The sequence below is a fragment of the Aeromonas sp. s5 genome, assembly GCF_040907865.1.
Classification (GTDB): Bacteria; Pseudomonadota; Gammaproteobacteria; order Enterobacterales; family Aeromonadaceae; genus Aeromonas; species Aeromonas dhakensis.
The window spans coordinates 37427-64354 of sequence record NZ_JBFOCO010000023.1; the positions used below are offsets into that span (position 1 = coordinate 37427).

Here is a 26928-nt window from a genome sequence, read left to right on the forward strand (position 1 = left end):
ATCAACAAGTTGGCACCAATTACAAACGTTCGATGATGGATTGGGTGAACTCGCTGGTGGAGGCGCTGCCCCCCAGATCCCGGGTCACCCGGTCGCCGGATTCGATGGTGGCGCGCACCGCTTCGCGAATGCGCTCGGCCTTGTCCTGCATGCCCAGATACTCCAGCATCTGGATGGAGGCGAGGATCACCGAGGTGGGGTTGGCGATGTTCTTGCCAGCGATGTCCGGGGCAGAGCCGTGCACCGCTTCGAAGATGGCGGCGCCATCACCGATGTTGGCGCCCGGCGCCATGCCGAGGCCGCCGACCAGACCGGCACACAGATCCGAGAGGATGTCGCCGAACAGGTTGGTGGTGACCATGACGTCGAAGCGCTCCGGGTACATCACCAGGTTCATGCAGGCGGCATCGACGATCATCTCTTCGCTCTGGATGTCCGGGTAGCGGCTGGCCACCTCACGGGCCACTTCCAGGAACAGACCGGAGGTGGACTTGAGGATGTTGGCCTTGTGGATGATGGTGACCTTTCTGCGCCCTTCCTGACGGGCCAGCTCGAAGGCGAACTTGACGATGCGCTCGGCCCCTTCGCGGGTGATGATGCTCATCGCCTCCGCGCTCTGGTTGTCATCGCTGCGCTTCTGACCGGCACCCGAGTACATCCCTTCGGTGTTTTCACGCACCGTGATGATGTCGATGTTGTCGTAACGGCTGCGGGTGCCCTTGAAGGAGAGCACGGGACGCACGTTGGCGTAGAGGTTGAACTTCTTGCGCAGGGAGACGTTGATGGAGGTGAAACCGCCACCGACCGGGGTGGTGAGAGGCCCTTTCAGGGTGACCTTGTTCTTCTCAATCAGGTCGAGTGTGGCCTGGGGCAGCAGCTCGCCGTGTTTCTCCAGCGCCACCAGACCGGCGTCCGCGTATTCGTATTCGAAGTCACAACCGGCGTGGGTCAGGATCTGGATGGCGGATTCGATGATGCTGGGGCCGATGCCGTCGCCCGGGATGACGGTAATTTTTCTTTTTGACATGAGACGTATCCACTTCTAGGGAACAGAGGGGGAGGATTCGGCGGTTTTATACCATTTCTCCACCTAACCCTCCATGTTTCTTTACATTCTATCTGTTTTTGTCAACAGCGAGAGTGAGTCCGGTCATGCTTGGCGAGATAGCATCATCAGGCATCCGGAGCGGGCGGATAACGGATCTCCCGCAGGTTGAAGCCAAGGGGGATGTCCCGCTGCAGCCGTACCAGTCGCTGGGCCAGCAGGGCCTCATCCTGGTGCTGACGCAGCTTGAGCAAAGGCTTGGCGGCGTCCTCCTGCTGGCAGGCGGTCAGCATGGCAGCGAGATCGCCGTATTGTTGCAGCAGCTGGGTGGCTGTCTTGGGGCCGATGCCGGGCACCCCCTTGATGTTGGAGCCACCGATGCCGGTCAGGGCCCAGAAGTCCACCAGCTGGGCCGGGGCTACGCCGTATTGCTGCTCGACGAAGGCGGCATCCAGCCAGCGCTTGTTGAAGTAGTCGCGGATCCGGATCTGCGGGCAGATGAGCTGGCAGAACCCCTTGTCGGTGGAGATGATGGTGGCGCTGGCACCGTGCTGGGCAATGCCGCTGGCCAGGGTGGCGATGAGATCGTCCGCCTCGTCGGTCTGGGAGAGCAGGGCATCGACGCCGCACTCCCAGAAGGCATCCTGCAGCTCGTTCAGCCCTTCGTGCAGCTCGGCCGGCATGGGGGTTCGTCCCTCCTTGTAGGCGGGATAGACCTCCTTGCGCCAGCTGTGCACCTCGCCATCGAACACCGCGATGACGTGGGTCGGCTCGCTGCCGGCCAGCAGCTTGCGGCAGGTATTGATGAGGTTGGCACGGGTGGCGATCAACGCCTGGGCCGGAGTCAGCGCCTGCTGAGCCTGCACCGCGTGCAGCCGGCGGATGAGGTTGAGGGCATCGATGATGAGCAGGTGTGGCCTTGGGTTTGACATGGGGCACTCTTGGCAGTCGGAACGCCCCATTGTAACAAACCAGCGGGCTCAATGGGGGATTGATGGCCGAAGGGCTGGCAGCAATAAAAAAGGGGCGCGTTGCGCCCCTCGTTTCATCTGTGCTGCCCGTCAGCGCACGATTTCGTAGCAGGGCACATACTGGCTGCCCGGCAGCTTCATGCGCTGCTGTTTGACGAAGCTTTCCAGCAGCTTGTCCATCAGGTGCATCAGCTCCTTGTCACCATGGATCTTGAACGGACCCTTCTTCTCGATGGCGCGGATGCCCCCTTCCTTGACGTTGCCGGCGACGATGCCGGAGAAGGCACGGCGCAGGTTGGCCGCCAGCAGCTGGGGCGGCTGGTTGCGGTGCAGATCCAGGCTGGCCATGTTGGCGTGATCCGGCTCGAACGGCAGCTGGAACTCCGGCTCGATCTTGAGGGACCAGTTGAAGGAGTAGGCATCACCTACCGATTTGCGGTATTCGCGGATCTTAGGCATCGCCTCCTTCATCACCCGGGCCACCTCGGGCGCATCGCCGATGATGATGCGGTAGAGGCTGGTGGCCGCCTCCCCCAGGGTCGCCTTGACGAAGTCATCGATGGCGCGGAAGTAGTCGGCACTCTCTTTCGGGCCGGTCAGCACGATGGGCATGGGTTGCCGCTCGTTGGCCGGGTGCATCATGATGCCGAGCAGGTAGAGCAGCTCCTCGGCGGTGCCGACCCCGCCCGGGAAGATGATGATGCCGTGGCCGAGGCGCACGAAGGCCTCCAGCCGCTTCTCGATGTCCGGCAGGATCACCAGCTCGTTGACGATGGGGTTGGGCGGCTCGGCGGCAATGATGGAGGGTTCGGTGAGGCCGATGTAACGGCCATTGCGCACCCGCTGCTTGGCGTGGCCGACGGCGGCCCCCTTCATCGGACCCTCCATGGCGCCCGGGCCACAGCCGGTACAGATGTTGAGCTCGCGCAGTCCCAGCTCGCTGCCCACCGCACGGGTGTACTGGTACTCGATCTCGTTGATGGAGTGGCCGCCCCAGCAGACCACCAGGTTGGGGTCGGCGCCGGGCAGGATCGCCTTGGCGTTGCGCAGGATGGCGAACACCACGTTGGAGATGTGGGTGGAGCTGGTGAGGTTGACCAGCCGGTTCGACTCCAGCTGGGTCGACACATAGAGGATGTCTCGCAGCACTGAGAAGAGGTGTTCCTGAATGCCGCGAATGATCTCGCCATCGACGAAGGCGTGTTCGGGGGCGTTGAACAGCTCGAGCTTGACCCCGCGCTCGCGCCGGATCACATGAATATCAAAGGATTTGAAGCGCTCCAATATCTCTTTGGAGCTGTCGGTATGGCTGCCGGAGTTGAGTACCGCCAGCGAGCAGTTGCGAAACAGTTGATAGATATCGCTGGAGGCGGTTTGCTTGAGGCGGTCCACCTCGAGCTGGGACAGCAAGTCCATGCTGCCGACTGGATTGATGTGCGTAATCATATGTTCCCCTTTCACTCGCTTGTTATCGTTGTGCTTTTCCCTGGGGAGAAAACGGGATGCCCTGTGGCATCCCTTGAATTTGATAGTAGTTGCAAGCGGTGGGGCAGGGGAATAGGGAGAAAGTGCGTTTGCTGCTTTTTTAGGCGCTTGTCAGGCCAGATTCACCTGATCCCGACCCGAGTGCTTGGAGCTGTAAAGCGCCTTGTCGGCCCGCTCGAACGCATCCGTGGTGTGGTCCCCCTCCCTGAACAGGGTGGCTCCGATGGAGATGGTGATCTCGACCCTGGCATCCCGAAAGCGGAACGGAATGCTCTTGATGGTCTGGCGCAAGGTTTCCAGCGGTTTCTGGTACTTGTCCGGATTGATGTTCGGCAGCAACACCACGAACTCCTCGCCGCCGAAGCGGGCGATGAAGTCGGTGTCGCGCAGGGCCCCCTGCAGCGCCTTGGCCACTACCTTCAACGCCTTGTCGCCGGCCATGTGGCCGTAGTTGTCGTTGATGTTCTTGAAGTGGTCGATGTCGATGATGGCCAGGCACAGCGGGGTGCCGTAGCGCAGCCAGCGTTTGTATTCGAGCTCGAGCCGCTCGTCGAGGGCCGCCCGGTTGTGCACCTGGGTCAGGCTGTCGAGGAACAGCTTGTGCTTCTGGATGGTGAGCCGCTTCTTGTACTCGGCGGTCTCTTCCTTCATCAGTCGCAGCTTGGCCTCCATGGTGGAGAGCCGGGTCAGCAGGTGGCGTTCGCGGGCGGCCATGGCCTCCCTGTCTTGCAGCAGCAGGCTGATGGCGCCCATGTGGCCTGAGATGGCCTCCTTGAGGTCGCCCAGGGTGTCATGGCTGGCCAGGGTATGGTCGATGGCTTTGAGCTCCTGGTCGATGGCCTTGCGGGTATCCAGGGTGGCACTTTGCAGGGCCCGCCCCTCGTCGAGGGATTCGGTGAAGCTGAAGTGGACGGCCGAGAGGCTCTCGTTGAGGGTGCTGAGAAACGCCTGGGAGGCTTTGCGCTCCTCGCGGGTGCCCTCGATGATGAGCTCGATCACCTGCAGGCAGATCTCGGCCAGCAGGGGAGGGGTGATGCCATTGAGCAGCTGGCGGCGAATGTCCGCCAGGCTCTCGCCCACCGCACCGGCAAAGTCGAGCTCGGTGATGAGCCGCTGCAGCTCGTCGGCGATGTGGGCGTGGATCTTGACGTCAAATGGGGCATCCGGCTCGGGGGCGGCCAGATCGGTGACCACCTCAGGCTGACTGCTCTGGGCCAGCAGGGGCTGGCTGGGCAACAGCTGGATCTTGATTGCCTGCTGGTAGAACTCCAGCAGCCGGATCACCTTCTTCTGGTGATCGCCGATGCCATAGCCATCCGGGCTCGCCAGAAACTCCTTGAGGGATTTTCGGGTATCTTCCGGGAAGCCCTTGATCGCCTTGAGTTGCTTGGAGCCGAGTTCGATGGCGGACTTGGTCAGGGAGATGGACTCTTCCAGCGCGTTGCCGTGCTGCTGCAGCAGCTTCTCGATGATGGCGAGATCGGCGTCGAGGGAGGAGAGCGGCGGGTTGCCGTCGAGTTTCTGCTTGAGCTTGGCGAGTTTGTTGTCCAGCTCCCGGTCGTGACCGCGGCAGGCCTGCATCAGCTTGGCGATGAACTGGATGCTGCGGGCGCGCTCGGTATCGGAGAAGGAGACAATGCCGTCCAGCTCCAGCTGTTTTTGCTGAAGGGATTCCCTGAGTCTGGCCAGTTGTCCGGCTACGGCAGCGATATCATTCATTATTCAGGTCGCCCTGTTGTCATTATCGTTGTTGTGTTGGATAGCAACAGCGGTCGAACCCAGTTCCAGACCCAGTTGATTATCTATTCGTCACTGATCAACCGGCACTCTCTTCCGTGAAAGTTGAAGCCAATTAACCCATTGCTTTTCATGAGAAGAATTTACTTTTACCAGTCCCTTGTCAATTGCCATCAAGCAGCATTGCCACACATCCCCATTAAAAAATGCGGCCTGCTGGCAATCGATGGCAGCCAGCTCCAACCAGACACTTTGCTGGGATTTTTCACTGAGCTGAATGGCTCCTGCCAGCGCCAGATAGCAGAGGTCGAACAGCCCGTGATGATCGAGGGCGGTGGCCGCCTTGGGCAGGAAGGGATGGCTGACGATGCCGAGGCTGATGTGGCGATCGAGCGGATGCTGGCAAGGGAACTCGGCCAGTGCGGCGAGCAGCTCGCGGGCCAGCCGGTGCAGATCCTCCACATGACGCTGGGGCACCACATAGAGCAGATGACCCTCGCGCAGGTCGTAGATGCGGCCATCCTGCGGGGTGAGGCCGTTGACGTAGGCACCGAAGGCCTGCTCTATCTCGCGGCTCACCTGGTAGCCGTGCTGCTCCAGGCTGTTGACCAGGAAGGGGACCCGAAACAGCAGGTAGTGCAGCTTGTCGTCAAATTCGCTGCTGGGCAGCTCGCTCAGATACCAGCGCTCGGAGCGCTGCTGGCGCTTGGCCATCTCCCGTGGCCAGCGGCTCATCAGTCGCTGCCAGTTGGCCAGCCCGGTGCGTGGCTCGAGCAGCAGCGCCTCGCCCAGCTGCTTGCCCTGCAGGCGGGCGACCCGCAACTTGAGCCAGAGGGTGAAGAAGAGGTAGATGAACAGGGTCAGCAGCAGGCCGGTTATCACGCTCGACCAGAGGTAGCGATCCTGTTGATGCTTGCTGGTGCTGAGCTGCTGCTCCAGCTCCTTGATCTGCTGTTCACGCTCCACCTGGGCGTAGTTGTCGCGGATCGCCTCCTGCTCCAGATCGACCTGCTGCTGGCGGACCTGCTCGCTGCGCTGGTGGAAATTCTTGTAGCTCTCCAGCGCCTGCTGCAGATAGCCCTTCTGCTCGTAGGCGGCCGAGAGCAGGCGGAAGATCTCGAACTGGCGCTGGGTGTCGCCGATCTGGTTGGCCAGCGCCAGCGCGTTCTCCAGCTGCAGGATGGCGATGCCCGCCTCCTTCTGCTTGAGGTGCAGCTCGCCCAGCAGCAGCAGGGTGTCGATCAGCGGCTCCTTGTCATCCCCCAGCTCGTGGGACTGGCGGGCCGCGGTGAGGTAGTTGCGGGCCAGGGTCTGGTTGCCGGTTTCCAGATAGGTTTTGCCGATTTCGTACTTGAGGTTGGCGATGCGGGTGCGGTTGTTGCCCTCGTCCAGCAGATCCAGGGCGTTGAAGAAGTAGACCAGCGCCATGTTCATCTCGCCCTGCTCCCGGTTGAGGCGGGCCAGCACGATGAGGGCGTCGCTCAGCAGGGAGGGATTGCCGAGGGCGTGGAAGTAGTTGGCTGCCTCATTGGCATATTGCAGCGCCTTCTGCGGCTCCTGCTCCTCTTCATAGAGGTTCACTATCTGGTTCGACAGCAGGCCGAGGAAGAGGGGATCCTGCAGGCCCCTGGCCTGCTGCTGGGCGTCGATGTAGTCGCCCAGCGAGAGCTGCGGCTGCTTGAGGGCGTGGTAGAGATCGCCGCTCACCGCGCTGACCCAGGCGCTGGCCAGCGGGTTCTTGGTCTGATCCGCCCAGCGGCGGGCTTCGGCCAGCTGGCGTTTGGCCTCGTCGAACTGGTGCGCCTCTATGCTGGCATTGGTGCGCAGCAGCCGGCTGTAAACCTGCAGCTGGCTCTCTTTCAGGCTGGGGGTGCTGAGCAGGGTCTCCAGCTGGCCGAGCAGGCCGCTGCTGGCACCGTGGGAGCGTTCCAGCAGGTTCTGGCTGCGGATCTTGAGGTAGAGGCCGTGGGCCTGCAGCTCCAGCTGCTGCTCCTTGGCCGCCATGGCGATGCCCTGATCGAGGGACTTCTGGGCGGCCTGGAACTGGCCCAGTTGCAGCAGGCACTCCCCCTTGAGCAGGTGGGCGCCGGTGGCCTGGGCGGCGGTGCCATAGCTCAACAGTGGCTCGCGGTAGCCGTACTCCTGGCGATTGCTGATGATTTGCTTGGGATTATTGGCCGTGCGCGCAAGGAAGGCGGAGGTGATCTGCACGCATCTGGCAGGATCGGTCAGCACCAGGGTCTGGGCCTGTTGCAGATCGATGGACAACTGCTCCTTGGCCAGATCCAGATCAGGAGCGGACAGGGAGGACATCATCATTGCCAGAAAAAACAGTTGATTCATTGGATTAAGGGCAGCACGGGAGTGAGGGCATGTTATCCAAGCCCGCCCCCGTGCGTCCAGAGTTTACTGACAGATTGCGCGCCAGCCCCGTTATCCGGGCGCTGGCGGCGCAGAGCGGCGGGGGCAGGGCCTGCGGATTATTGCCGGATCAGGCGCAGGTTGGCCGGCACCACTTCCCAGTCGCTGCGAAACGGGTTGATGTCCAGGCCGCCGCGGCGGGTGTAGCGGGCGTAGACGGTCAGCTGGCTCGGTGCGCAGAAGTGCTTGAGATCGGTGAAGATCCGCTCGATGCACTGCTCGTGGAACTCGTTGTGCTGGCGAAACGAGATGAGGTAGCGCAGCAGTTTTTCCCGGTCCAGCTGCGGGCCGCGATAGTGGATCACCACGGAGCCCCAGTCCGGCTGGCTGGTCACCAGGCAGTTGGACTTGAGCAGGTGGCTGTGCAGGGTCTCCTCCACCTCCAGGCTGCCGGCCGCACCTTGCAGCAGGTCGGCATCGAACTCGTAGCAGTCCACCTCGATATCCTGCTCGTCGATGCACTCGCCCGGCAGGGCGGCAATGTGGTGCGGAGCCTGGGCCAGCGGGAACAGGGTGACGCTCACATCGCTGCCGGCACAGGCGCTCAGGTCCTTGACCAGCATGGCCTGCACCGCTTCCAGCGAGTCGCAGCGGGTCTGGTTGAAGGAGTTGAGATAGAGCTTGAACGACTTGGATTCGATGAGGTTCGCGCTGGTGGCAGGCACCGAGACCTCGCCGACGGCGACCATGGGCTTGCCTTTGGCATTGAGCCAGGAGAGTTCGTACAGGGTCCAGACGTCGCAGCCCTGGAACGGCAGCTCGCCGCCAAGACCGAGGTCGTCGCGGTTCAGACTGCGGGGCACCGGCTGCAGCAGGGCCGGGGTGTACTGGCTGATGTAGGCCGATTGCTGGCCCAGGCTCAGCCCCTGCAGGGCGCTGGCGCCGGCGTATCTATCTTGTTTGCTCATCTGTGTGACTCGAACGTTGAATGGGCGATGGCAGAGGCATGGGCCCCGCTTGGGGTGGCAAGGCGGGGAGTGCCGGCTGGCGATCCGCGCTTCACCTTGTCTGCTCATGGCTTTGATGGTGCAATAGCGGACTTTGGCAGCAATTGTGGGGAATTTCGATGTCGGATCAAGTCTTGTCTGCCCTGGAACACTTTTTTTTGCGCTGGCAGCGCGACGGCGAGGCGAGGCGAGGGCTGCCCCTGTGCGAGTGGGAGGCGGACTGGCGCTCCCCCTGCGAGCTGGATGAACCCAAGGAAGGTCGGGTCGCCTGGCGCCCGCATCGGCGCGCCGAGCCCGCCGATTTCACGGCGATGAACGAGGCGCTCGAGCTGACCCTGCACCCGGCCGCGCAGGCCCTGTTTGGTGGCTGGTTCAGCCGCCCTGTGCCCTGTCTCTACAAGGGGCTGCGGCTCGAGTTTGTGCTGCCCTGGAACGAGGCGGATCTCGACCTGCTCAAGGAGAACCTCATCGGCCATCTGCTGATGCTGCGCAAGTTGAAGCGCAGCCCCTCCCTGTTCATCGCCACCACCCGCAACGAGATGACGCTGGTATCGCTCGACAACGAGAGTGGTCAGGTGTGGCTGGAGTGGCTCGACTCGGGCCGCCGATTGGTGCTGGCGCCTTCATTGCCGGTGTTTCTCGAGCGGCTGGAGACCCTGCCGCAATAAGCGGCGTCAGCCACAATGAAAAACGCCTTGCCGACCGGCAAGGCGTTTTTGTTTGGTTCACCGCCGGGCTCAGTCCTTGAAATCCCAGGAGAGGTTGGCGACCAGCCGGCAGGGATCGCACTTGAAGTCGAAGATCTCGTGCAAGGGTTCGGCCAGCGCCCACTCGCCACCGCAGCCCGGACAGAGGCGGGCCTTCTCCTCGGCCGCACTGCGGCCGCCCACCCGGTAGAGGTAGTAGTAGGTGGGGATGCCGGTGAGGGCTTCCAGCCGCTTGCCGAGATCGCTGCCACGGCGCTGGAGCCGGCTGCCCACCTCACCGATTTCGTGCAGCGCCGCATGTTCGGCGATGGAGCCGTTCATCTGCAGCTGATCGCACGCCTCCCAATCCTCCTGCCACTTGATGATCTGCTTGTGGTCGCCGTTGGCGATGGCCGGCAGCCGATAGAGCGGGATGGGGGCGAAGTGATCGCCGCAGCGCAGCGGCGAGCAGGTGTGCAGGAAGCTGGTATAGAGCAGCATCCAGCTGGGGCGCTCGCCATCATGGCCGCAGGGGTCGGTGCTGTCAGAGAGCAGGTCCGCCCCCTGCAGGTGGAGTTTGGGGGCGAGCAGCCCGGCCTGGTGCAGGCCCTGTTCCGCCAGCTTGACCTGCTCGCTCTGGTTGTCGGGGTGCAGGCTGTCCTGCTCCGGGCAGACCACCCGGCTGACGAAGTAGCCCTCGTGCATGCTGGTGGGGAACTCCCGGCCGAGGATCTGGCCCTGATAACGCAGCATGTCGAGGTAGTTGACGATGGCTCGCTCGGCCTCGCCCAGCGAGGTGTCACGGTAGCACTCAAAGCAGAGTTCGAGGATGTACATGGCTCACGGCTTCCCTTGCTGGAGCAGCAGTTCGGTCAGCCGATCCACTTTGCGTTCGAGACGCTCGAGCCGTTCGGCAAGCTGCAGCAGGGTGGGCTCGGCGGCGGGAGCGGGGGCTTCCTGCGCCGGGCTTGCGACTTCCGGGGCGGCTGCGGGTTGCTGCTTCCACTGACTCAGCACTTTGAGCAGCTCGGCCATGGGAACGGGCTGGCCGAGGCGGGCCTTGACCATGGCGGTGGTGGGGGCGATGCCCTTGGCCGCCAGTTCATTGGCGATGCGGATGATCTCTTGGGCTGACATGAGTGCTCCTGCACGGCATGGGGATATTGGGGCTGGACGGGGCACAGAGCTTAACCAAAGCGCGGGAGACTGAAAAGCGGGAAGCGGGTCAATCGTGCCGGCGCAGCAGTACGTCCAGCTCGTCGATGGTTTCCGACCAGTCCGAATCGTTCCACAGGGCATCGCGCAGAAAATTGGCCTGGGCGCTGGTCCAGAAGGGGGCTTCCGGCAGCAGGGTCTGGTTGTCGAGGCGGTGCTCGTGAATGAAGCGGTGCAGGCTCAGCTCGTCGTTGGCCAGCCCCAGCTGGGCAAACAGGGCGGCCAGATCGTGGGTCAGGAACTCCATCTCATCTCTCCGAAAAGACATTCCAGAACAGTATAGGCTCGCCCCGAGGCGGGAGATTTACAGGCTGGGTACCCGATGTGGCGGGAGGTCAACGCCGACCACCTGCAGCCCCTGCATGCGCAGTTGCCCCAGGTAGTGGCTCTCGCCATCGCTGGAAAATTCGAACTCGTAATAGGTGAGCAGGCGCAGCGGCTGGTGGGCCAGCGCCCGGTGGCTGCGTGCCAGCGACAGCAGTTGCAGGTCGTGATGCTGGCAGTAGCGGCGCATGTATTGCCAGGCGAGTTCGGCCTGGCGCCGCTGGTGCCAGAAGGCACCTGCGCCCAGGGTCAGCAGCAAGATGGCGAGCACTTCACCCATCGCGGGCTCCTTTTGCGGTGTGTCCGTGTCGGGCGGCGCCCCGCCAGGGTGACGGGGCGCCGGTATCATCAGGCCGAGGCGAACAGGCGGCCGATGGCCTGACCCAGGGCGTCGCTGCGCTCGGGGTCGCGCAGTCTGGCCAGCATATCATTGCGCAGGGCCGGCAGGGTCACCAGTTCGGCAAATACCTGATTGAAGAACTGGGTCGGCTGCAGGGCCAGCTGCTCCAGGAACAGGCTGAGCAGGGCGGCATCCTTCAGATCGGGCCAGAGCCGGCCGGCGATGGCCAGCAACAGGGCCGGGCTCGGCTGGGTTTGCAGCAGGGTCAGCAGCTTGTTGGTGCGCATGCTGCTGCCATTGCAGGAGGCCAGCGCCCGACACAGGTAGGCCAGGGTCTCTGCGTTGGACTCGGCGCACTCCTGCTCCTTGCCGATGCGCTCGAACAGGGCGCCCTGTACGGCCGGCGGCAGCGGGGCGTTCTCTAGGCTCTGGCAGAGGGCGTAGAGCGGTTCTTGCGGCAGCTTCGGCAGTGCCTTGCACACCAGCGCCAGGTTGCTCTCATCCTGCAGCCGCTCCGCCAGATCGGCAAAGCCCTGCACGCCGAGGGTCTGCCACCCTTCGGGGGAGGGGGCGGACAGGTAGTGGCAGAGCCCTTCGAAATAGGCGGACGGGGCCTGCTCCAGCTGGCGGGCCAGCTTGGCGTGCAGGCTGGCCATCTTGGCTTCGGCTGGGCGGAAGGTGTAGGGATTCTCGGCCAGCCGCTGGGCCTTCTCCTCATCGAGCTCGCCGGTCAGCTTGTAGCCCAGAGTCTCCACTACCTGATCCATGAAGTGCTTGGGGCCGCTCGAGATGAGCAGACCGCGCTCGTCGAGGGCAAACTTGAGGAACCAGAGGTAGTGGCGCGATTCGGCCGGCTGGAAGAAGTGGACGCCGAGCCAGGCGTGCTGCTGCAGGGGCCAGGGATAGGGCTCCTGCTGCTGCTCGATGCGCACGAAGGTGTCGCTCGCCAGCGGCCGCACCTGGCGACCCATGTCGAACAGCTGAAACTGGGTATCGGCCTGGGTCAGAAAGTCAGTCAGAGTATTGATGGTGGACATGAGGTGATCCGGCTAAGGGTGATGCGGGCCGATTATAAGGCGCTGGCACAAGATAGCCAGCGGGGAGGCGTGTTGCGGCCGGCGGCGACCCGTACTGATGGCCGCCGGGGGCATGGCAGAGAGCGGGGGGGAGGGTGTATAGTAGCGCCCTTTTTTGCAAAGCCCGGTTTGCTGTTGACTGAACCGCGAACCGGGGACGTGGTGATGAGGAAGAGAGCGCAATGAATCAATATCTGCTGGTAGCCGGCCTGCTGGGCGAACTGACCGCCGAACTGCAACGTCTGGAACGTTGGCAAGCGACCCATCCGGGGGAAGAGGCCCTGGCCAGCGAGCTGCCGTTTTGCGTCGATACCCTGAGCTTCGATCAGTGGCTGCAGTTCGTGCTGATCCCGCGCATGGAGCAGTTGGTGCTGCTGCAGGCGCCGCTGCCCAGCAGCGTCTCTCTCTATCCCATGGCCAGTGAAGTCTACAAGGAAGAGCTGGCCGAGGTCGAAGCCCTGCTGCGCCTGATCGCCCGCTTCGATCTGTTGCTCTCCGGCAAAGTGGTCGAACAATGATGAGCGAGCAGACCCTGGGTCATCAGAAGAAAACGCAGATGGGTGGCGGTTCCGATGCTTGCACCACTCAAGACGACGGCGAGATGAAGCTGACCCTGCTCTACCAGGATGACTGGCTGGTGGCGGTCAACAAGCCCTCCGGTCTGCTGGTGCATCGCAGCTGGCTCGACAAGGCCGAAACCCGTTTTGCCATGCAGATGACCCGGGATCTCATCGGTGGTCGTCACGTCTACCCGGTACATCGGCTGGACAGACCCACCTCGGGGGTGCTGCTGTTTGCCCTCGATCCTGCCGTGGCCCGTACCCTGACCGAGGCCTTTGCCGCCCGTCAGGTCCACAAGGAGTATCTGGCGCTGGTGCGTGGCTGGGCTCCGGAGCAGGGGGTGATCGACTACCCCCTCAAGGAGCAGCTGGACAAGATCGCCGATGCCATGAGCGACCCGGATCGTCCGGCCCAGGAGGCGGTGACCGCGTTTCGTCGCCTGCATCAGGTCGAGCTGCCCCATGCGGTTTCCAAGAAACACCCTACCAGTCGCTACAGCCTGGTTCGGCTGTTCCCCAAGACGGGTCGCAAGCATCAGCTGCGCCGTCACCTCGATCATCTGTTCCACCCTATCGTCGGTGACACCACCCACGGCGATGGCCGCCACAACCGCTTCTTTCGCGAGTACTATGGTTGCGATCGCCTGCTGCTGGTGGCCCGCACCCTCAGCTTCCAGCATCCGGTGCTGAAGGTGCCGATGCGCATCCAGGCGCCGCTGGGGTCGCACGTGCTGCAGCTGTTTGCCGCACTGGGCTGGCTTGCCAGCGAGAGCGACTACTGAAGCGTCGGGGTGTTGCCTGACTCCGCGCTGTGGCATGCTGGGCATCCATGTTGGTCAAAGGGGGTCGTGATGGTGCAGATAGATATAGTGGTGGGAACCGTGTACGGCGCGGCAATGCTGGTGGCCGAGACGCTGGCTGCGCGGCTGGAACAGGCGGGACACGGTTGTCGGGTGTTCGAGGAGGCCGAGCTGGAAGATCTGGATGCGAGTCGATTCTTGCTGGTCATCACCGCCACCACCGGCCAGGGCGACATTCCGCCCAATCTGCAACCACTGGCTACTGCTCTGACTGATCGGGCGCCCTATATGAAAGGGTGGCGTTATGCCCTCATCGCCATGGGGGACAGCAGCTATGAGCACTTCTGCGGCGCCGGTCGCCACCTCGATGGACTGCTGCAGGAGCTTGGTGCCAGCCCTCTGCTGCCCCGCCTGGAAATAGATGCCAGCGTCGACGATGAGCCGGAAAAAGTGGCGCTAGCTTGGCTCAATGACTGGCTTAATAAACTCTAGCGACCACTCTTTTTCATCACTTATAGATCCCCGTTCAGTCCGTCTGGCGGGGATATTTATTTTGTGGGGCAGGCCAGTCTCAACTGGCCATATTTTCCCGCTATTTCTCCGGTTATTTTTCAAGCCGTTCTTTGTTTGCTCAGTGATTTATTTCGGCGCCAGCTGACATGCCGCAAATTTAAAAGTTCCCCATTGAAAGCGATTTCAGTCATGTTTTTGTCATCAATTTGAATGTTTATCACTTAATCTTCGAAGCGAATTAATTGTTGGTAGCGGTTTCATAGTGGATCTTTTTGCATTTCAGCCATAATGAATAGTGAGTTGTTGCATAAATTTACGGTTATCCATCCCATAAAACCCTCTGCGGCCAATGCTGGGCGATTTGTCGCCATTTTGTGAATCAGCTCATGTTTGTCCCGAAATTGGCTACCTATAATCGGCCTCGGTTATCACCCAAACGTTTTTACGGTGATAAGAACTTGGATATTCAGGATCACACTCCTCACAGCGGGAATAAGGAAAATGAAAATGAAAGCAAAGTGGCTCCCGATCGCTGCAGCAGTAACCGCAGCCCTGGCTTCCCAAGCCGCCTTCGCCGTTGATTTCCACGGCTACATGCGTTCCGGTGTCGGTACTTCCGATAACGGCGGCCTGCAAACCTATTCCAAGGCGAAAGTCGGTCGTCTGGGCAACGAAGCCGAGACTTACGGCGAAGTTCAGCTGGGTCAAGAGGCTTACAACAAGGACGGCAAGTCCTTCTACGTAGACTCCATGTTTGCAATGGTGGCAGGTCAGCAGGGTCGTGACTGGGAAAGCACCAGCGGCAGCGATGCCGACTTTGCTCTGCGCCAATTCAACGTCCAGGCCAAGGGCGTGCTGGGCTTCGCGCCGGAAGCTACCCTGTGGGCCGGTAAGCGTTACTATCAACGTCACGACATCCACATCTCCGACTTCTACTACTGGGATGTGTCTGGTGCCGGTGCTGGTGTAGAAAACATCCAGGCTGGTCCGGGCAAGCTCTCATTTGCATGGCTGCGTAACGACCCGTGGGAAGATTACGACAAGTTTGTAGGTGGTGTTGGTGTCGACAAGCGTGTTGATACCGACGTACTGGACCTGCGTTATGCTGGTATTCCGCTGTGGCAAGACGGCTCCCTGGAGCTGGGCTATGACTACGCCCGCGGCAACCTGACCGATGAGCAGAAAGCGGCTCTGGGCAGCAAGGATTACGAGAAAAACGGCCACATGCTGACCGCCGAGTTGACCCAATCCATGCTGGGTGGCTTCAACAAGACCGTGGTTCAGTATTTCGCCGACGGTTATGCCTCTCAGGCTGTTGACTACGGTAGCGGTTCTGGCAGCGGCCTGAGCCAATCTGCCGCCAAGGGCGATGGCTGGCGCTTCATCAACTGGGGCGTGCTGCCGGTTGGCGACAAGGTCGAGTTTGGTCACCAGCTGGTTTACGGTACTGCCAGTGACCTCGAGAATGACAGCGTTGACAAAGACACCTTCTCCGTTGTCGTTCGCCCGATGTACAAGTGGAATGACACCATGAAGACCATCGCCGAGCTTGGCTATCACCATGACAGCTACAAGCCGAACAATGGCACCGAAACCAGCACCATCGGCAAGAAATACACCCTGGCTCAGGCCTGGTCCGCTGGCTCCAGCTTCTGGGCCCGTCCGGAAATCCGTGTCTACGCTTCCTACCTGGATTCTGACGGCCAGTTCCGCCCGGATGCCAATGGCGTGAAACAGGACGATTCCTGGAACTTCGGTGTTCAAGCTGAAGCTTGGTGGTAATCTGTTGACGTCATGACTGCAAGTGCCCCCGCATGACGGGGGCTCTTTTTTTACAACACGTTTCTTAGGGTCACGCGATGAGATATTCCAGATTAGCCTTGACTGTATTCTGTTCTGTTGTGCTGGGTGGGTGCGCCACGTTGGAAACGACGGTAGCGCCGACTCAGGAGTTCAAGTCCATCATGGGAAATCGCGACGTTGCGATGAGCCAATTGGCTACGGTTAGCAGCTGCTGTCGCGATGTCTCCAGTCTGCCGTTTCAGGACATACAACCGGGCGCAACCAAGCTTATCCCCATTGATGGCAGCTCCCCCGTTTACGCTTTCAGCGAAGGGAAAAGCCACTTCGCAGCCTTCCGCTTGCCGGTCAACTCCGGTGACCTGCGCATCACGGTTGATGGCTTGATCGACAAATCGCTGTTCAACCCTACCGTCTTGATGCTTGATTCCAAATTCAATGTGACCCGCAAGTTGGGCAGCGACGTGTTCAAGTACGAGCCTGCACGCATGCTGCAGGGGGATCGCATGGAAGCCGTGTTTACCGTGGATCGCTCCTATGTCGGTAACCCCAACAACGAAAGTTACATGGTGATCTACACAGACCAGAGTGGTCTGGACAAAACAACCACCATTCTGAGCCCTTCCAAGCTGATGACCAAGTCACTGGGGGTGGTTGATTATGGTGAAAAAGACCCCGTCATTCCGCACTCCCCCTGGGGCGTGGTCAGCCTCTCTGTGGAGGACTTGAGTGGCGTCAAAACCGAGAGCAACTACTACAAGCCCGTCTATCAGGATGTGATTGATGCCAACACCCCGGTAGTCAACACGGCACCAAACAAGCTTGTCGTGCCCCTGGCGACCGCCGGTGCAGTCAAGAGCAGTGCCCCCATGCTGAGCGAAACCGAGGCCTTCTATCAATCCCAGATCGAGAAAGCGGTGAAAGCCGGTGACATCGACAAGGCGATGAGACTGGTCAGCGAAGCGGAACGGGCAGGTTCGACCAAGGCGAAATCGGTCTTTGTGGATGCGGTCAAGCGTTCCCAGAAAGGCTGAATATCGTCCGGTCTTTAAAAGATAATATTTATTTGAGGCCTCCCTTGTTGGAGGCCTTTTTAATCGGTAGACTAAAATAGAAAAAACAGCAAATGGTTACATTAAGTTACATTGCGTTTCGTGGTGTATTGTTTTGATTGGCTAAAATACAATGCGAAACAGCACTTTTCATATTTCTGGTTTAGCATGAAGATGCCGAAATATAGCTGTAATTAGCTGAAAATTCCCGCCAAAATTATCTTGTGATCTCCCCTCCAAATTTTTTATTCGCTTACCCCTGATGGAAGATATTTGCGATCTGCTGGGTTATATTCAGCTGGTCAAAATAAACAAACCCGCGTCGAATTCATGCCGATGAGAGATGATGTTCTTGGTCGTCTATAAATTGGACTGAAGCGTCTACGGTAAGACATTCCATTCAGGAGCGCACACATGTTAAAAAATGCTTTCTCTAATCTGCAAAAGGTCGGTAAGGCGCTGATGCTGCCAGTATCGGTCTTGCCCGTTGCAGGTATTCTGCTGGGGGTGGGTGCTGCCCACTTCAGCTGGTTGCCGGAAATTGTCTCCCAGCTGATGGAGCAGGCCGGTGGTTCCGTATTCGGTCAGATGGCCCTGCTGTTCGCCGTGGGCGTGGCACTCGGCTTTACCAATAACGACGGCGTATCCGGCCTGTCTGCCATCGTTGGCTACGGCATCATGAGCGCCACCCTGAAGGTGATGGCTCCCGTGATGGGCGTCGAGACCATCGAGACCGGCGTACTGGGTGGTATCCTCGCCGGTGGCGTGGCCGCCTGGGCGTTCAACCGCTTCTACAAGATTCAGTTGCCCGAGTACCTGGGCTTCTTCGCCGGCAAGCGCGCCGTGCCCATCATCACCGGTTTCGTCTCCATCGGTCTGGGCGTGATCCTGTCCGTGATTTGGCCGCCGGTAGGTGCCGCCATCGGTGCCTTCTCCGACTGGGCTGCCAACCAGAACCCGGTACTGGCCTTCGGTATCTACGGCGTGGTTGAACGTTCACTGATCCCGTTCGGTCTGCACCACATCTGGAACGTGCCGTTCTTCTATCAGGCTGGTACCTGTGTCAACGCCGCTGGCGAAACCGTACACGGTATCATGACCTGCTTCCTGACTGCTGACGACGCCTCCCGCGCTGCCGGCAACGGCTTCGGTCAGCTGGCCGGTGGCTACCTGTTCAAGATGTTCGGTCTGCCTGCCGCCGCGTTTGCCATCGCGCACTCCGCCAAGCCGGAAAACCGCGCCAAGATCGTAGGTATCATGGCCTCTGCCGCCCTGACCTCTTTCCTGACCGGTATCACCGAGCCTATCGAGTTCTCCTTCCTGTTCATCGCCCCGGTACTGTACGCCATCCACGCCGTGCTGGCCGGTCTGGCCTACGTGCTGACCAACTCCCTGGGCGTGGTACACGGCCACACCTTCTCCAACGGCTTCATCGACTTCGTGGTGCAATCCCCGCGTGCCGATCACATGCTGCTGCTGGTGGGTCTGGGTCTGGTTTATGCCGTCATCTACTACGTGGTCTTCACCGTGGTCATCCGTGCCATGAACCTGAAGACCCCGGGCCGTGAAGACGAAACTGCTGAAGAGAGCGTTGGTCAGAGCAAGGACGAGATGTCTGCCGCACTGGTCACTGCCTTCGGTGGCAAGGAGAACATCGCTTCTCTGGACGCTTGCATCACCCGTCTGCGTGTCGGCGTGAAGGATGTGGCCAAGGTTGACCAGGCCGGTCTGAAGAAACTGGGCGCCGCCGGTGTGGTGGTTGCAGGTTCTGGCGTACAAGCCATCTTCGGTACCAAGTCCGACAACCTGAAAACCGACATGGACATCTGGATGAAGAGCAACTAATCCCTGCTTTCATTCCGAGTTCCGAAAAGGGAGGCGCAAGCCTCCCTTTTTGCTGGGCCGCGTTTGGGCGGCGGGGCATGTGCGGGGCTGGCCTGATGGCGCCTGTCTGTTGTGACCCAATGAAAAAGGCGCCCGTGGGCGCCTTTGCTGCATCAGACCGGTTTAGAGCTTTTCCAGATCCCGCTCGATTTCGCTGATCTTGTTCTGCACCACTTTTTCCAGGTGGCGCAGGTCGCGCAAGATCTTCTGCTTGATGTCCGGGTCGGCCTGCACGTGCACGCCCTGGGTCAGGTTGTCGAGCTCGTCCACCACGTATTTCAGATTGGCGTTGATCTCGGTGACATCCTTGTACTCATGGGTGCCCGAATCGACCAGCATGGTCTTGCGCTGGCGCGGGTATTTGAACTTGACGCTCTTGGCGAAAAACTCACCCTTCTGCTTCTTGAAGTAGATCTTGAGGATGTCGTGGTTGGCCTCCTGGCGCAGGGTATAGCTGTCGACGGAGGCGGGATCCTGGATCCCCAGGCTCTTCAGATTCTCGTACATCAGGCTTCCTCGGTTTGAAACGATCCTGTCACGTCTATCTTAACCGAGCCGGTGTGGCTTGCCTGTGACAGGGGCGCCAAAATCAAAAGGGCGCCATCAGGCGCCCTTTTAAATCACAGCAAAACCGCTTACTCGTCGATGGAACGCAGCAGGGCGTTGATGCCGACCTTGGCGCGGGTCTTGGCATCCACCTTCTTGACGATGACGGCTGCGTAGAGGCTGTACTTGCCGCACTTGGAGGGCAGGGAGCCGGAGACGACCACCGAGCCAGCCGGCACGCGGCCGTAGTGGATCTCGCCGGTTTCACGGTCATAGATGCGAGTGGACTGGCCGATGAAGACGCCCATGGAGATGACGGAGCCTTCCTCCACGATCACCCCTTCCACCACTTCGGAGCGGGCACCGATGAAGCAGTTGTCCTCGATGATGGTCGGGTTGGCCTGCAGCGGCTCCAGCACGCCGCCGATGCCGACGCCGCCGGAGAGGTGCACGTTCTTGCCGATCTGGGCGCAGGAGCCCACGGTGGCCCAGGTGTCGACCATGGTGCCTTCATCGACGAAGGCGCCGATGTTGACGTAGGAGGGCATCAGCACGGTATTGGGCGCGATGAAGGAGCCTTTGCGGGCGGTGGCAGGGGGTACCACGCGCACACCGGCGGCCTTGAACTGCTCGGCGCTGTAGTCGGAGAACTTGAGGGGAACCTTGTCGTAGTACTGGGCATCGTCGCCCTTGATGATGCCGTTGTCATTGATGCGGAAGTAGAGCAACACCGCCTTCTTCAACCACTGGTGCACCACCCACTCGCCGGCAATCTTCTCGGCGACGCGGGCCTTGCCGGAATCCAGCAGGTCGATGGCTTGCAGGATGGCGGCCTTGGTGGCGGCATCGACGGAGCCGGGAGTGATGGAATCACGGCGCTCGAAGGCCGCTTCGATGATCTGTTGCAACTCGGTCATGACAGGTTTCCTTTAAAAAATTCCGTTTGTTGTATCACACTTTTCCAACTGTTTTTAAGGGCCCGGGCCGATTTCTTCACAAGAACGGCGATTTATTGTACTCGAGTGGCCCAACCACTTGTTCTGACTGAAAAATCAGGCTGATAAACGGGGTCTTGTGAGGCCGGCCCGGAGTGCCATGGGTCTACCCTCCAGCGCTCTCCACAGGGTTGAGCTGATTGACCAGCCGCTCTTCCAGTGCTTGCTGCTCGGTCTGGGTCAGGGGTTCGCCAGCCAGGGTGGTGAGGCTGAAGAAGTCCTCCACTCGTTCGCCGATGGTGGTGATCTTGGCGGCGTGCAGCGACAGGCCGCACTGCTGGAACACGGCGCCGATGCGGGCCAGCAGGCCCGGGGTGTCGAGTGCGGTCAGCTCCAGCAGGGTGTGGCGGTTTTCCCCCTTGTGGGGCAGAAACACCACCCGGGTCGGTACGCTGAACTGGCGATGGCGGCGCGACAGGGGCTTGCTGCGCAGCACCAGCTTGCCCGGTTCCTGCAGCGCCTTCTCCAGCGCCTTCTTGATGGTGGCGGTGCGGTTGGGGCTGATGGGCTCGCCGTTGGGCTCGAGCACCACGAAGGTATCGAGCACGTAGTCGCTGCGCGAATTCATGATCTGGGCGTCGTGGATGTTGAGGTTCTTCTGATCCAGCGCCGAGGCCACGGTGGCGAACAGATTCGGGGTGTCGCGACAGTAGATGAACACCTCGCTGCCGCCGCGGGTCGGGTGCTTGCCGATGATCACCAGCGGCGCCGGGTTGTCGCCGTGCTCGATGATCTTGCGGCAGTGCCAGGCGATCTGCTCCGGGGTGTGGCGCAGGAAATAGTCGGCCTTGAAATCGCTCCAGAGCTGGTTGATGGCCTCCTCCGGCACGTCGCGCTGGGCCAGGAACTGCTTGGCCTGGCGCTGGTTTTCACGGATCCGCAGGCGCATGTCAGGCGGGTTCTCCAGTCCCTGGCGCAACGCCTTCTGGGTGGCAAAGTAGAGCTCGCGCAGCAGGGTGCCCTTCCAGTCGTTCCAGAGGGTGTCGTTGGTGGCGCAGATATCGGCCACTGTCAGGCAGTAGAGCAGGTCGAGGTGCTGCTCGTCGCGCACCTTCTGGGCAAAATCGGTGACCACGTCCGGGTCGTAGATGTCGCGGCGCTGGGCGGTGACCGACATCAGCAGGTGGTGGCGCACCAGCCAGGCGACCAGCCGGCTTTCGTAGCGATCCAGGCCGTGCAGCTGGCAGAACTCCAGCGCATCGACGGCGCCGAGCTCGGAGTGATCGCCGCGCCGCCCCTTGGCGATGTCGTGAAAGAGGGCGGCGATGCTGAGCAGCTCTGGCTTGCGCAGCCGGGTGAACACCTCGTGGCAGAGCGGGTGAGTCTGGCGGCTGGCCGGGTTGGGAAATTGGTGGATGTTCTTGAGCAGCCGGTGGGTGTGTTCGTCCACCGTGTAGGCGTGGAACATGTCGAACTGCATCTGGCCGACGATAAGGTTCCACTGCGGCAGGTAAGCGGCCAGGATGCCGTATTTGTGCATCAGGCTGAGGGGTTGGCCGATGCCGTTGGGGTGGCGCAGCAGCGCCATGAACAGGCGGCGGCACTCCGGCAGGTCCTGCAGCCAGCAGTTGAGCTTGCGGCGCGCCTCGCGCAGCTGGCGCAGGGTGGCGGAGTGGATGCCGGCAATCTCCGGGTGCTGGGCAATCTGGTAGAAGAGGCGCAGGATGGCGGCGGGATCGCGGCCGAACAGCTCGCTATCCACCGCATCGATGAGGCGACCGCGCAGCTGGAACTCGTCGGAGAGGCGGCGCACGTCCATGGCGGTGTTGCCGAGGATCGCCTCGTCAAACAGCTGCAGCAGCATCTCGTTGAGCTCGGAGACCCGTCGCACCGTCTGATAGAAGCGCTTCATCATCTGCTCGACCGGGGCGTTGCCTTCCCCCTCGAAGCCCAGCATCTGGGCCACGGTGCGCTGGCGGTCAAACAGCAACCGGTTGTCGCCCTTGTTGATGGCCATGTGCAGGGCGAAGCGCACCTTCCAGAGGAAATTCTGGCAGTCGAGCAGCTCGCGATACTCGGCCCGGTTGAGAAAACCGTGGCTGGTCATCTCGAACAGGGTGGTGGCGCCGAAGTGGCGGCGGGCCACCCAGGCCAGGGTCTGGATGTCGCGAAGCCCCCCCGGATTGCACTTGAGATCCGGTTCGAGCTTGTAGGCTGTGCCGAGAAACTGCTGATGGCGTTGGGCCTGCTCTTCGCGCTTGGCCTTGAAGAACTGCTCGCTCGGCCAGAAGTGCTGGGGGCCGGTAGCCTCCTTGAGCTGCTGGAAGCCCGCCTCGCGGCCGGTGATGTAGCGCGCCTCGATGAGGTTGGTGGCGACCGTGATGTCGCCGCGTCCCTGCTCGATGCACTCGCGTACGTTGCGCACCGCCTGGCCCACCTCCAGCTTGAGATCCCACAACAGGGTGATGAACTCGCCGATGCGCAGCCCCAGTACCTCGTCCAGCTCGTCCCCTTCGTAGAGGATCAGCAGGTCGATGTCGGAGTGGGGGTGCAGCTCGCCGCGGCCATAGCCTCCCACCGCGATCAGGGTGAGCTCCGTCTTGTCGAAGCCGAATTTCTGCCACAGCCGGGTCAGCAGCTGGTCCATGTATTCGGAGCGGGTGGCCACCAGCTCGATGATGTTGTCACCGGCGTCGAAGCGGGCGTGCAGCCAGCCGAGAAAACGGCTCAGGTACTCCTTGCAGTTCTCGCGGGTGAGCTGATCGTCGGGCAGCAAATGGGGGGAAAGCAGGCTGGCGTCCATGGCGTCTCACACTCTTGTCGCAGGCAGAAGTGCGGGGCCTGCGGCTGATAAAAACAAAACCCCGGCGAGGGGCCGGGGTTTGATGTTAACCGTGTTTGATGAGACGGTCGATAGTGTCGTCCGGGCGCAGGGTCAGCACCTCGCAGCCATCCTCGGTCACCAGCAGGGTGTGCTCCCACTGGGCGGAGTCGCCGCCATCCTTGGTGGTCACGGTCCAGCCATCCTTCGGGTTGACCTTGCAGTGATACTTCTTGCTGTTGACCATGGGCTCGATGGTGAAGCACATGCCCGGTTTGAGCTCCAGCTTGCCGCCGTTGCGGTAGTGCAGGATCTGCGGCTCTTCGTGGAACTCGGCCCCGATGCCGTGACCGCAGTAGTCACGTACCACGGAGAAACCGGCCTTCTCGACGATGGGCTGGATCACGGCGCCGATCTCGGTGATGCACATGCCGGGGCGCACCTGCTTGATGGCGGCGTAGAGGCTCTCCTGAGCCACCTTGCAGAGCTGGCGACGCAGCGGGGTGGTCTCGCCCACGATGAACATGGCGGAGGTATCACCGTGGTAGCCATCCTTGATGACGGTGATGTCGAGGTTGATGATGTCACCCTCGCGCAGCTTCTTGTGGTTCGGGATGCCGTGGCAGATCACATCGTTCACCGAGGTGCAGATGGACTTGGGGAAGCCGTGATAGTTGAGCGGGGCAGGGATGGCCTGCTGCACGTCGACCATGTAGTTGTGGCAGATGGTGTTCAGTTCGTCGGTGGTGACGCCCGCCTTGACGTGGGGGGCGATCATGACCAGCACATCGGCGGCCAGCTGGCCGGCAACGCGCATCTTTTCAATCTCTTCCGGTGTCTTGATTTTAATGGACATGGGATCTCTCTTGGGACCTGACCGCGCACCCTGTGATGTCCGGCAATCAGGTAATGAAAAATAGATGCGTTTGCAATCAGGCCAAAATTTTATCCCCAACCCCCGTTTACTTCCAGTGTGATTGTCATCACAGCGTCAAATCGGTGCCGCAACCTGCTCGGCAGGGATCCATTTTTAGCGGTGAGGCTGGTGGTGTCCTGACCAAAGTTATGGTATAAAGCGCGCCGGAATGGGGAACTTGTCTCCCCGTACCATCACCCTTACTTAAACAACACACACACATCGACACATATGCCGGGGTGCCTTAACGGGTCGGTTATATGGGATGTGTGGAGGCCTAACCCCAATACAGAGGTATAAAATGGCTAAAGTTTCTATGCGCGACATGCTGCAAGCCGGCGTTCACTTCGGTCACCAGACTCGTTACTGGAACCCGAAAATGAAATCCTACATCTTCGGTGCCCGCAGCAAGGTTCACATCATCAACCTGGAAAAAACCGTTCCGATGTTTGACGATGCCATGAACTTCATCAGCTCCGTAGCTGCCAAGAAGGGCAAGGTACTGTTCGTAGGTACCAAGCGTGCCGCGTCTGAAGCCGTAAAAGAAGCCGCTGAGCGTTGCGACCAGTTCTATGTTAACCACCGCTGGCTGGGCGGCATGCTGACCAACTGGAAAACCGTTCGTCAGTCCATCAAGCGCCTGAAAGATCTGGAAACCCAGAGCCAAGACGGTACCTTCGACAAGCTGACCAAGAAAGAGGCGCTGATGCGTACTCGCGAAATGGAAAAGCTGGAGAAGAGCCTAGGTGGTATCAAGAACATGGGCGGCCTGCCTGACGTTCTGTTCGTTGTCGATGCCGACCACGAGCACATCGCTATCAAAGAAGCCAACAACCTGGGTATCCCGGTAGTTTCCATCGTTGATACCAACTCCAACCCGGACGGCGTTGACTATGTCATCCCGGGTAACGACGACGCTATCCGTGCCGTTCAGCTGTACCTGAATGCTGCTGCTGACACCGTACTGGAAGCTCGCGCTCAGGACATCGTTGTTCAAGCCGAACAAGATGGCTTCGTTGAAGCTGAGTAATTGATAAGGACTGCAAAGCCCTTATTAACCAAGCTGATGTAATTGGTTAGCAGGGGCCCTTGTGGCCCCTGTTTCTTGTCAATTCAAGACCGAGGATACTGGACATGGCAAACATTTCTGCCGCCCTGGTAAAAGAACTGCGCGAGCGCACCGCCGCTGGCATGATGGATTGCAAAAAAGCACTGGAAGAAGCCAACGGTGATATCGAACTGGCTATCGAAAACATGCGCAAATCCGGTCAGGCCAAAGCCGCCAAGAAAGCTGGCCGTATCGCCGCTGAAGGTGTGATCTTCGCCCGTACCGAAGGCAACGTTGCCGTCATGATCGAGCTGAACTGCGAGACTGACTTCGTTTCCAAGGATGCCGGCTTCCTGGCCATGGGTCAGAAAATCGTTGAGATCGCCGCTACCCAGAAGATTGCTGACGTTGACGCGCTGAAAGCCGCTGACTTCGGCAACGGCGAGTCCGTAGAGCTGACCATCACCAACCTGATCGCCAAGATCGGTGAGAACATGAACCTGCGTCGCGTGATGCTGGTTGAAGGTGACAACCTGGGCACCTACGTTCACGGTTCCCGTATCGGTGTTATCACCAAGCTGGTCGGCGGTACCGACGAGCTGGCCAAAGATCTGGCCATGCACGTTGCTGCCAACAGCCCGCAATTCGTCAAGCCGGAAGATGTGTCTGCCGACGTCGTTGCCAAAGAGCGCGAAATCCAGATCGACATCGCCATCAACTCCGGCAAGCCGAAAGAGATCGCCGAGAAGATGGTTGAAGGCCGCATGAAGAAGTTCACCGGTGAGGTTTCCCTGACTGGTCAGCCGTTCGTGAAGGATCCTTCCATGACCGTTGCCGAGCTGCTGAAGAAAGAAGGCGCTGACGTTGTTTCCTTCACCCGTTTCGAAGTGGGCGAAGGCATCGAGAAGCAAGAGACCGATTTCGCTGCAGAAGTAGCAGCTCAAATCGCGGCCGCTCAAAAGGCCTAATCGAACCGGTTTTTCCGTTTCCCCAGACCGCGACTTATGTCGCGGTCTTTATATGACCAGGAATCAGTGACATGAGTACCAATCCCAAGCCTGCATACAGACGTGTTCTTCTGAAGTTGAGTGGTGAAGCCCTGCAAGGATCCGAGGGTTTTGGCATTGATCCGGCGGTGCTGGATCGGATGGCCCAAGAGATCAAAGAACTGGTTGAGCTGGGTGTTCAGGTCGGTCTGGTCATCGGTGGCGGCAACCTGTTCCGTGGTGCCGGTCTTGCCAAGGCGGGCATGAACCGCGTGGTGGGCGACCACATGGGTATGCTGGCTACCGTGATGAACGGTCTGGCCATGCGTGATGCCCTGCATCGTGCTTATGTGAATGCCCGTCTGATGTCTGCCATCTCCCTGCAAGGCATCTGTGACTCCTATGTCTGGGCTGAAGCCATCAGCCAGCTGCGCGCCGGCAAGGTGGTGATCTTCTCCGCCGGTACCGGCAACCCCTTCTTCACTACCGATTCTGCGGCCTGTCTGCGCGGGATCGAGATCGAAGCTGACGTCGTGCTCAAGGCCACCAAGGTGGATGGCGTGTTCACGGATGATCCGGTCAAGAACCCGGATGCCGTGCTGTACCATGAACTGAGTTATGATGAAGTTCTTGAAAAAGAACTCAAAGTGATGGATCTTGCTGCTTTTACTCTGGCCCGCGACCACGATCTGCCGATCCGCGTGTTCAACATGAACAAGCCGGGTGCGCTGCGTCGGGTGATCATGGGTGAGCCGGAAGGTACCCTGATCCACCATGTCAGCAAGTGAGACAAGCGTGAGCTCCGGCTCGTTTGTCCATG

At 60.5% G+C, this 26928-nt stretch carries 25 protein-coding genes; 10 read left to right on the forward strand and 15 right to left on the reverse strand.

Annotation, left to right across the window (positions count from 1 at the left end; all coding sequences use genetic code 11):
* Window positions 1-19: 19 nt before the first annotated feature.
* From AB5Y94_RS13000 to queF, 6 genes are all read right to left on the reverse strand, one after another.
* Window positions 20-1027 (reverse strand): isocitrate dehydrogenase, encoded by a 1008-nt coding sequence (locus AB5Y94_RS13000; RefSeq protein ID WP_005303508.1) that lies wholly within the window; start codon window positions 1025-1027, stop codon window positions 20-22.
* 146 nt (window positions 1028-1173) lie between these two features.
* Complete coding sequence (xni, locus tag AB5Y94_RS13005) at window positions 1174-1977, reverse strand: flap endonuclease Xni (RefSeq protein WP_279463434.1); 804 nt, start codon at window positions 1975-1977, stop codon at window positions 1174-1176.
* A 129-nt stretch (window positions 1978-2106) separates the two neighbouring features.
* Window positions 2107-3462, reverse strand: a complete 1356-nt coding sequence (ppnN, locus tag AB5Y94_RS13010; RefSeq protein WP_005303505.1) for a nucleotide 5'-monophosphate nucleosidase PpnN — start codon at window positions 3460-3462, stop codon at window positions 2107-2109.
* A gap of 150 nt (window positions 3463-3612) precedes the next feature.
* Window positions 3613-5220, reverse strand: a complete 1608-nt coding sequence (locus AB5Y94_RS13015) for a diguanylate cyclase (protein WP_017779839.1) — start codon at window positions 5218-5220, stop codon at window positions 3613-3615.
* Window positions 5221-5310: 90 nt separating this feature from the next.
* Window positions 5311-7581: a hypothetical protein gene (locus AB5Y94_RS13020; protein WP_368205719.1), complete on the reverse strand. Its 2271-nt coding sequence runs from the start codon at window positions 7579-7581 to the stop codon at window positions 5311-5313.
* Between the two features lie 137 nt (window positions 7582-7718).
* On the reverse strand, window positions 7719-8567 hold the full coding sequence (gene queF, locus AB5Y94_RS13025; RefSeq protein WP_005303498.1) for an NADPH-dependent 7-cyano-7-deazaguanine reductase QueF: 849 nt from the start codon (window positions 8565-8567) through the stop codon (window positions 7719-7721).
* A 158-nt stretch (window positions 8568-8725) separates the two neighbouring features.
* Here queF and syd point away from each other — a divergent pair, with 158 nt between their 5' ends.
* Window positions 8726-9274, forward strand: coding sequence for a SecY-interacting protein (gene syd, locus AB5Y94_RS13030; RefSeq protein WP_139753048.1), 549 nt, complete (start codon window positions 8726-8728; stop codon window positions 9272-9274).
* Between the two features lie 69 nt (window positions 9275-9343).
* Here syd and AB5Y94_RS13035 read toward each other — a convergent pair whose 3' ends face one another.
* The 5 genes from AB5Y94_RS13035 to AB5Y94_RS13055 all read right to left on the reverse strand — a co-directional run bounded on the left by AB5Y94_RS13035 (window position 9344) and on the right by AB5Y94_RS13055 (window position 12208).
* On the reverse strand, window positions 9344-10129 hold the full coding sequence (locus AB5Y94_RS13035) for a Zn-ribbon-containing protein (protein ID WP_368205720.1): 786 nt from the start codon (window positions 10127-10129) through the stop codon (window positions 9344-9346).
* Window positions 10130-10132: 3 nt separating this feature from the next.
* A complete protein-coding gene (locus tag AB5Y94_RS13040; protein WP_219326308.1) occupies window positions 10133-10429 on the reverse strand; it encodes a DNA-binding protein in 297 nt (98 codons plus the stop codon).
* 88 nt (window positions 10430-10517) lie between these two features.
* Window positions 10518-10754, reverse strand: coding sequence for a DUF2789 domain-containing protein (locus tag AB5Y94_RS13045; RefSeq protein WP_005303490.1), 237 nt, complete (start codon window positions 10752-10754; stop codon window positions 10518-10520).
* 57 nt (window positions 10755-10811) lie between these two features.
* A complete protein-coding gene (locus AB5Y94_RS13050) occupies window positions 10812-11111 on the reverse strand; it encodes a DUF3301 domain-containing protein (RefSeq protein ID WP_005303488.1) in 300 nt (99 codons plus the stop codon).
* Window positions 11112-11179: 68 nt separating this feature from the next.
* Window positions 11180-12208 carry a DUF3549 family protein gene (locus AB5Y94_RS13055; protein WP_368205722.1) on the reverse strand — a complete coding sequence of 343 codons (1029 nt, stop codon included), beginning with the start codon at window positions 12206-12208 and terminating at the stop codon, window positions 11180-11182.
* A gap of 221 nt (window positions 12209-12429) precedes the next feature.
* Here AB5Y94_RS13055 and AB5Y94_RS13060 point away from each other — a divergent pair, with 221 nt between their 5' ends.
* The 6 genes from AB5Y94_RS13060 (at window position 12430) to ptsG (ending at window position 18817) form a co-directional block, all read left to right on the forward strand.
* Window positions 12430-12765: a YqcC family protein gene (locus tag AB5Y94_RS13060; RefSeq protein ID WP_005303485.1), complete on the forward strand. Its 336-nt coding sequence runs from the start codon at window positions 12430-12432 to the stop codon at window positions 12763-12765.
* Window positions 12766-12803: 38 nt separating this feature from the next.
* Entirely contained in the window at window positions 12804-13589 is a 786-nt protein-coding gene (gene truC / locus AB5Y94_RS13065; RefSeq protein ID WP_368206060.1) for a tRNA pseudouridine(65) synthase TruC, read from the forward strand.
* 69 nt (window positions 13590-13658) lie between these two features.
* Window positions 13659-14099 (forward strand): flavodoxin, encoded by a 441-nt coding sequence (locus AB5Y94_RS13070; protein ID WP_368205724.1) that lies wholly within the window; start codon window positions 13659-13661, stop codon window positions 14097-14099.
* Window positions 14100-14627: 528 nt separating this feature from the next.
* Window positions 14628-15902: a maltoporin gene (locus AB5Y94_RS13075; protein WP_193557932.1), complete on the forward strand. Its 1275-nt coding sequence runs from the start codon at window positions 14628-14630 to the stop codon at window positions 15900-15902.
* A 182-nt stretch (window positions 15903-16084) separates the two neighbouring features.
* Complete coding sequence (locus AB5Y94_RS13080) at window positions 16085-16954, forward strand: MalM family protein (protein ID WP_226009481.1); 870 nt, start codon at window positions 16085-16087, stop codon at window positions 16952-16954.
* A gap of 432 nt (window positions 16955-17386) precedes the next feature.
* Entirely contained in the window at window positions 17387-18817 is a 1431-nt protein-coding gene (gene ptsG, locus AB5Y94_RS13085) for a PTS glucose transporter subunit IIBC (protein ID WP_005303477.1), read from the forward strand.
* Between the two features lie 162 nt (window positions 18818-18979).
* On the opposite strand, the gene AB5Y94_RS13090 is transcribed toward ptsG, so the two are convergent.
* The 4 genes from AB5Y94_RS13090 to map all read right to left on the reverse strand — a co-directional run bounded on the left by AB5Y94_RS13090 (window position 18980) and on the right by map (window position 24014).
* Window positions 18980-19363: a DUF3461 family protein gene (locus tag AB5Y94_RS13090; RefSeq protein ID WP_005303475.1), complete on the reverse strand. Its 384-nt coding sequence runs from the start codon at window positions 19361-19363 to the stop codon at window positions 18980-18982.
* Between the two features lie 128 nt (window positions 19364-19491).
* Window positions 19492-20319 (reverse strand): 2,3,4,5-tetrahydropyridine-2,6-dicarboxylate N-succinyltransferase, encoded by an 828-nt coding sequence (gene dapD / locus AB5Y94_RS13095; protein WP_005303473.1) that lies wholly within the window; start codon window positions 20317-20319, stop codon window positions 19492-19494.
* Window positions 20320-20503: 184 nt separating this feature from the next.
* Complete coding sequence (gene glnD, locus AB5Y94_RS13100) at window positions 20504-23140, reverse strand: bifunctional uridylyltransferase/uridylyl-removing protein GlnD (protein ID WP_017781881.1); 2637 nt, start codon at window positions 23138-23140, stop codon at window positions 20504-20506.
* A gap of 85 nt (window positions 23141-23225) precedes the next feature.
* On the reverse strand, window positions 23226-24014 hold the full coding sequence (gene map, locus AB5Y94_RS13105) for a type I methionyl aminopeptidase (RefSeq protein ID WP_005303471.1): 789 nt from the start codon (window positions 24012-24014) through the stop codon (window positions 23226-23228).
* 361 nt (window positions 24015-24375) lie between these two features.
* Between map and rpsB the strand changes: the two genes are divergently transcribed.
* The 3 genes from rpsB (at window position 24376) to pyrH (ending at window position 26896) form a co-directional block, all read left to right on the forward strand.
* Entirely contained in the window at window positions 24376-25104 is a 729-nt protein-coding gene (gene rpsB / locus AB5Y94_RS13110) for a 30S ribosomal protein S2 (RefSeq protein ID WP_005303470.1), read from the forward strand.
* A 104-nt stretch (window positions 25105-25208) separates the two neighbouring features.
* Window positions 25209-26090: a translation elongation factor Ts gene (tsf, locus tag AB5Y94_RS13115; protein WP_005303460.1), complete on the forward strand. Its 882-nt coding sequence runs from the start codon at window positions 25209-25211 to the stop codon at window positions 26088-26090.
* Between the two features lie 71 nt (window positions 26091-26161).
* Window positions 26162-26896 (forward strand): UMP kinase, encoded by a 735-nt coding sequence (gene pyrH / locus AB5Y94_RS13120; protein ID WP_005303458.1) that lies wholly within the window; start codon window positions 26162-26164, stop codon window positions 26894-26896.
* Window positions 26897-26928 lie beyond the last annotated feature (32 nt).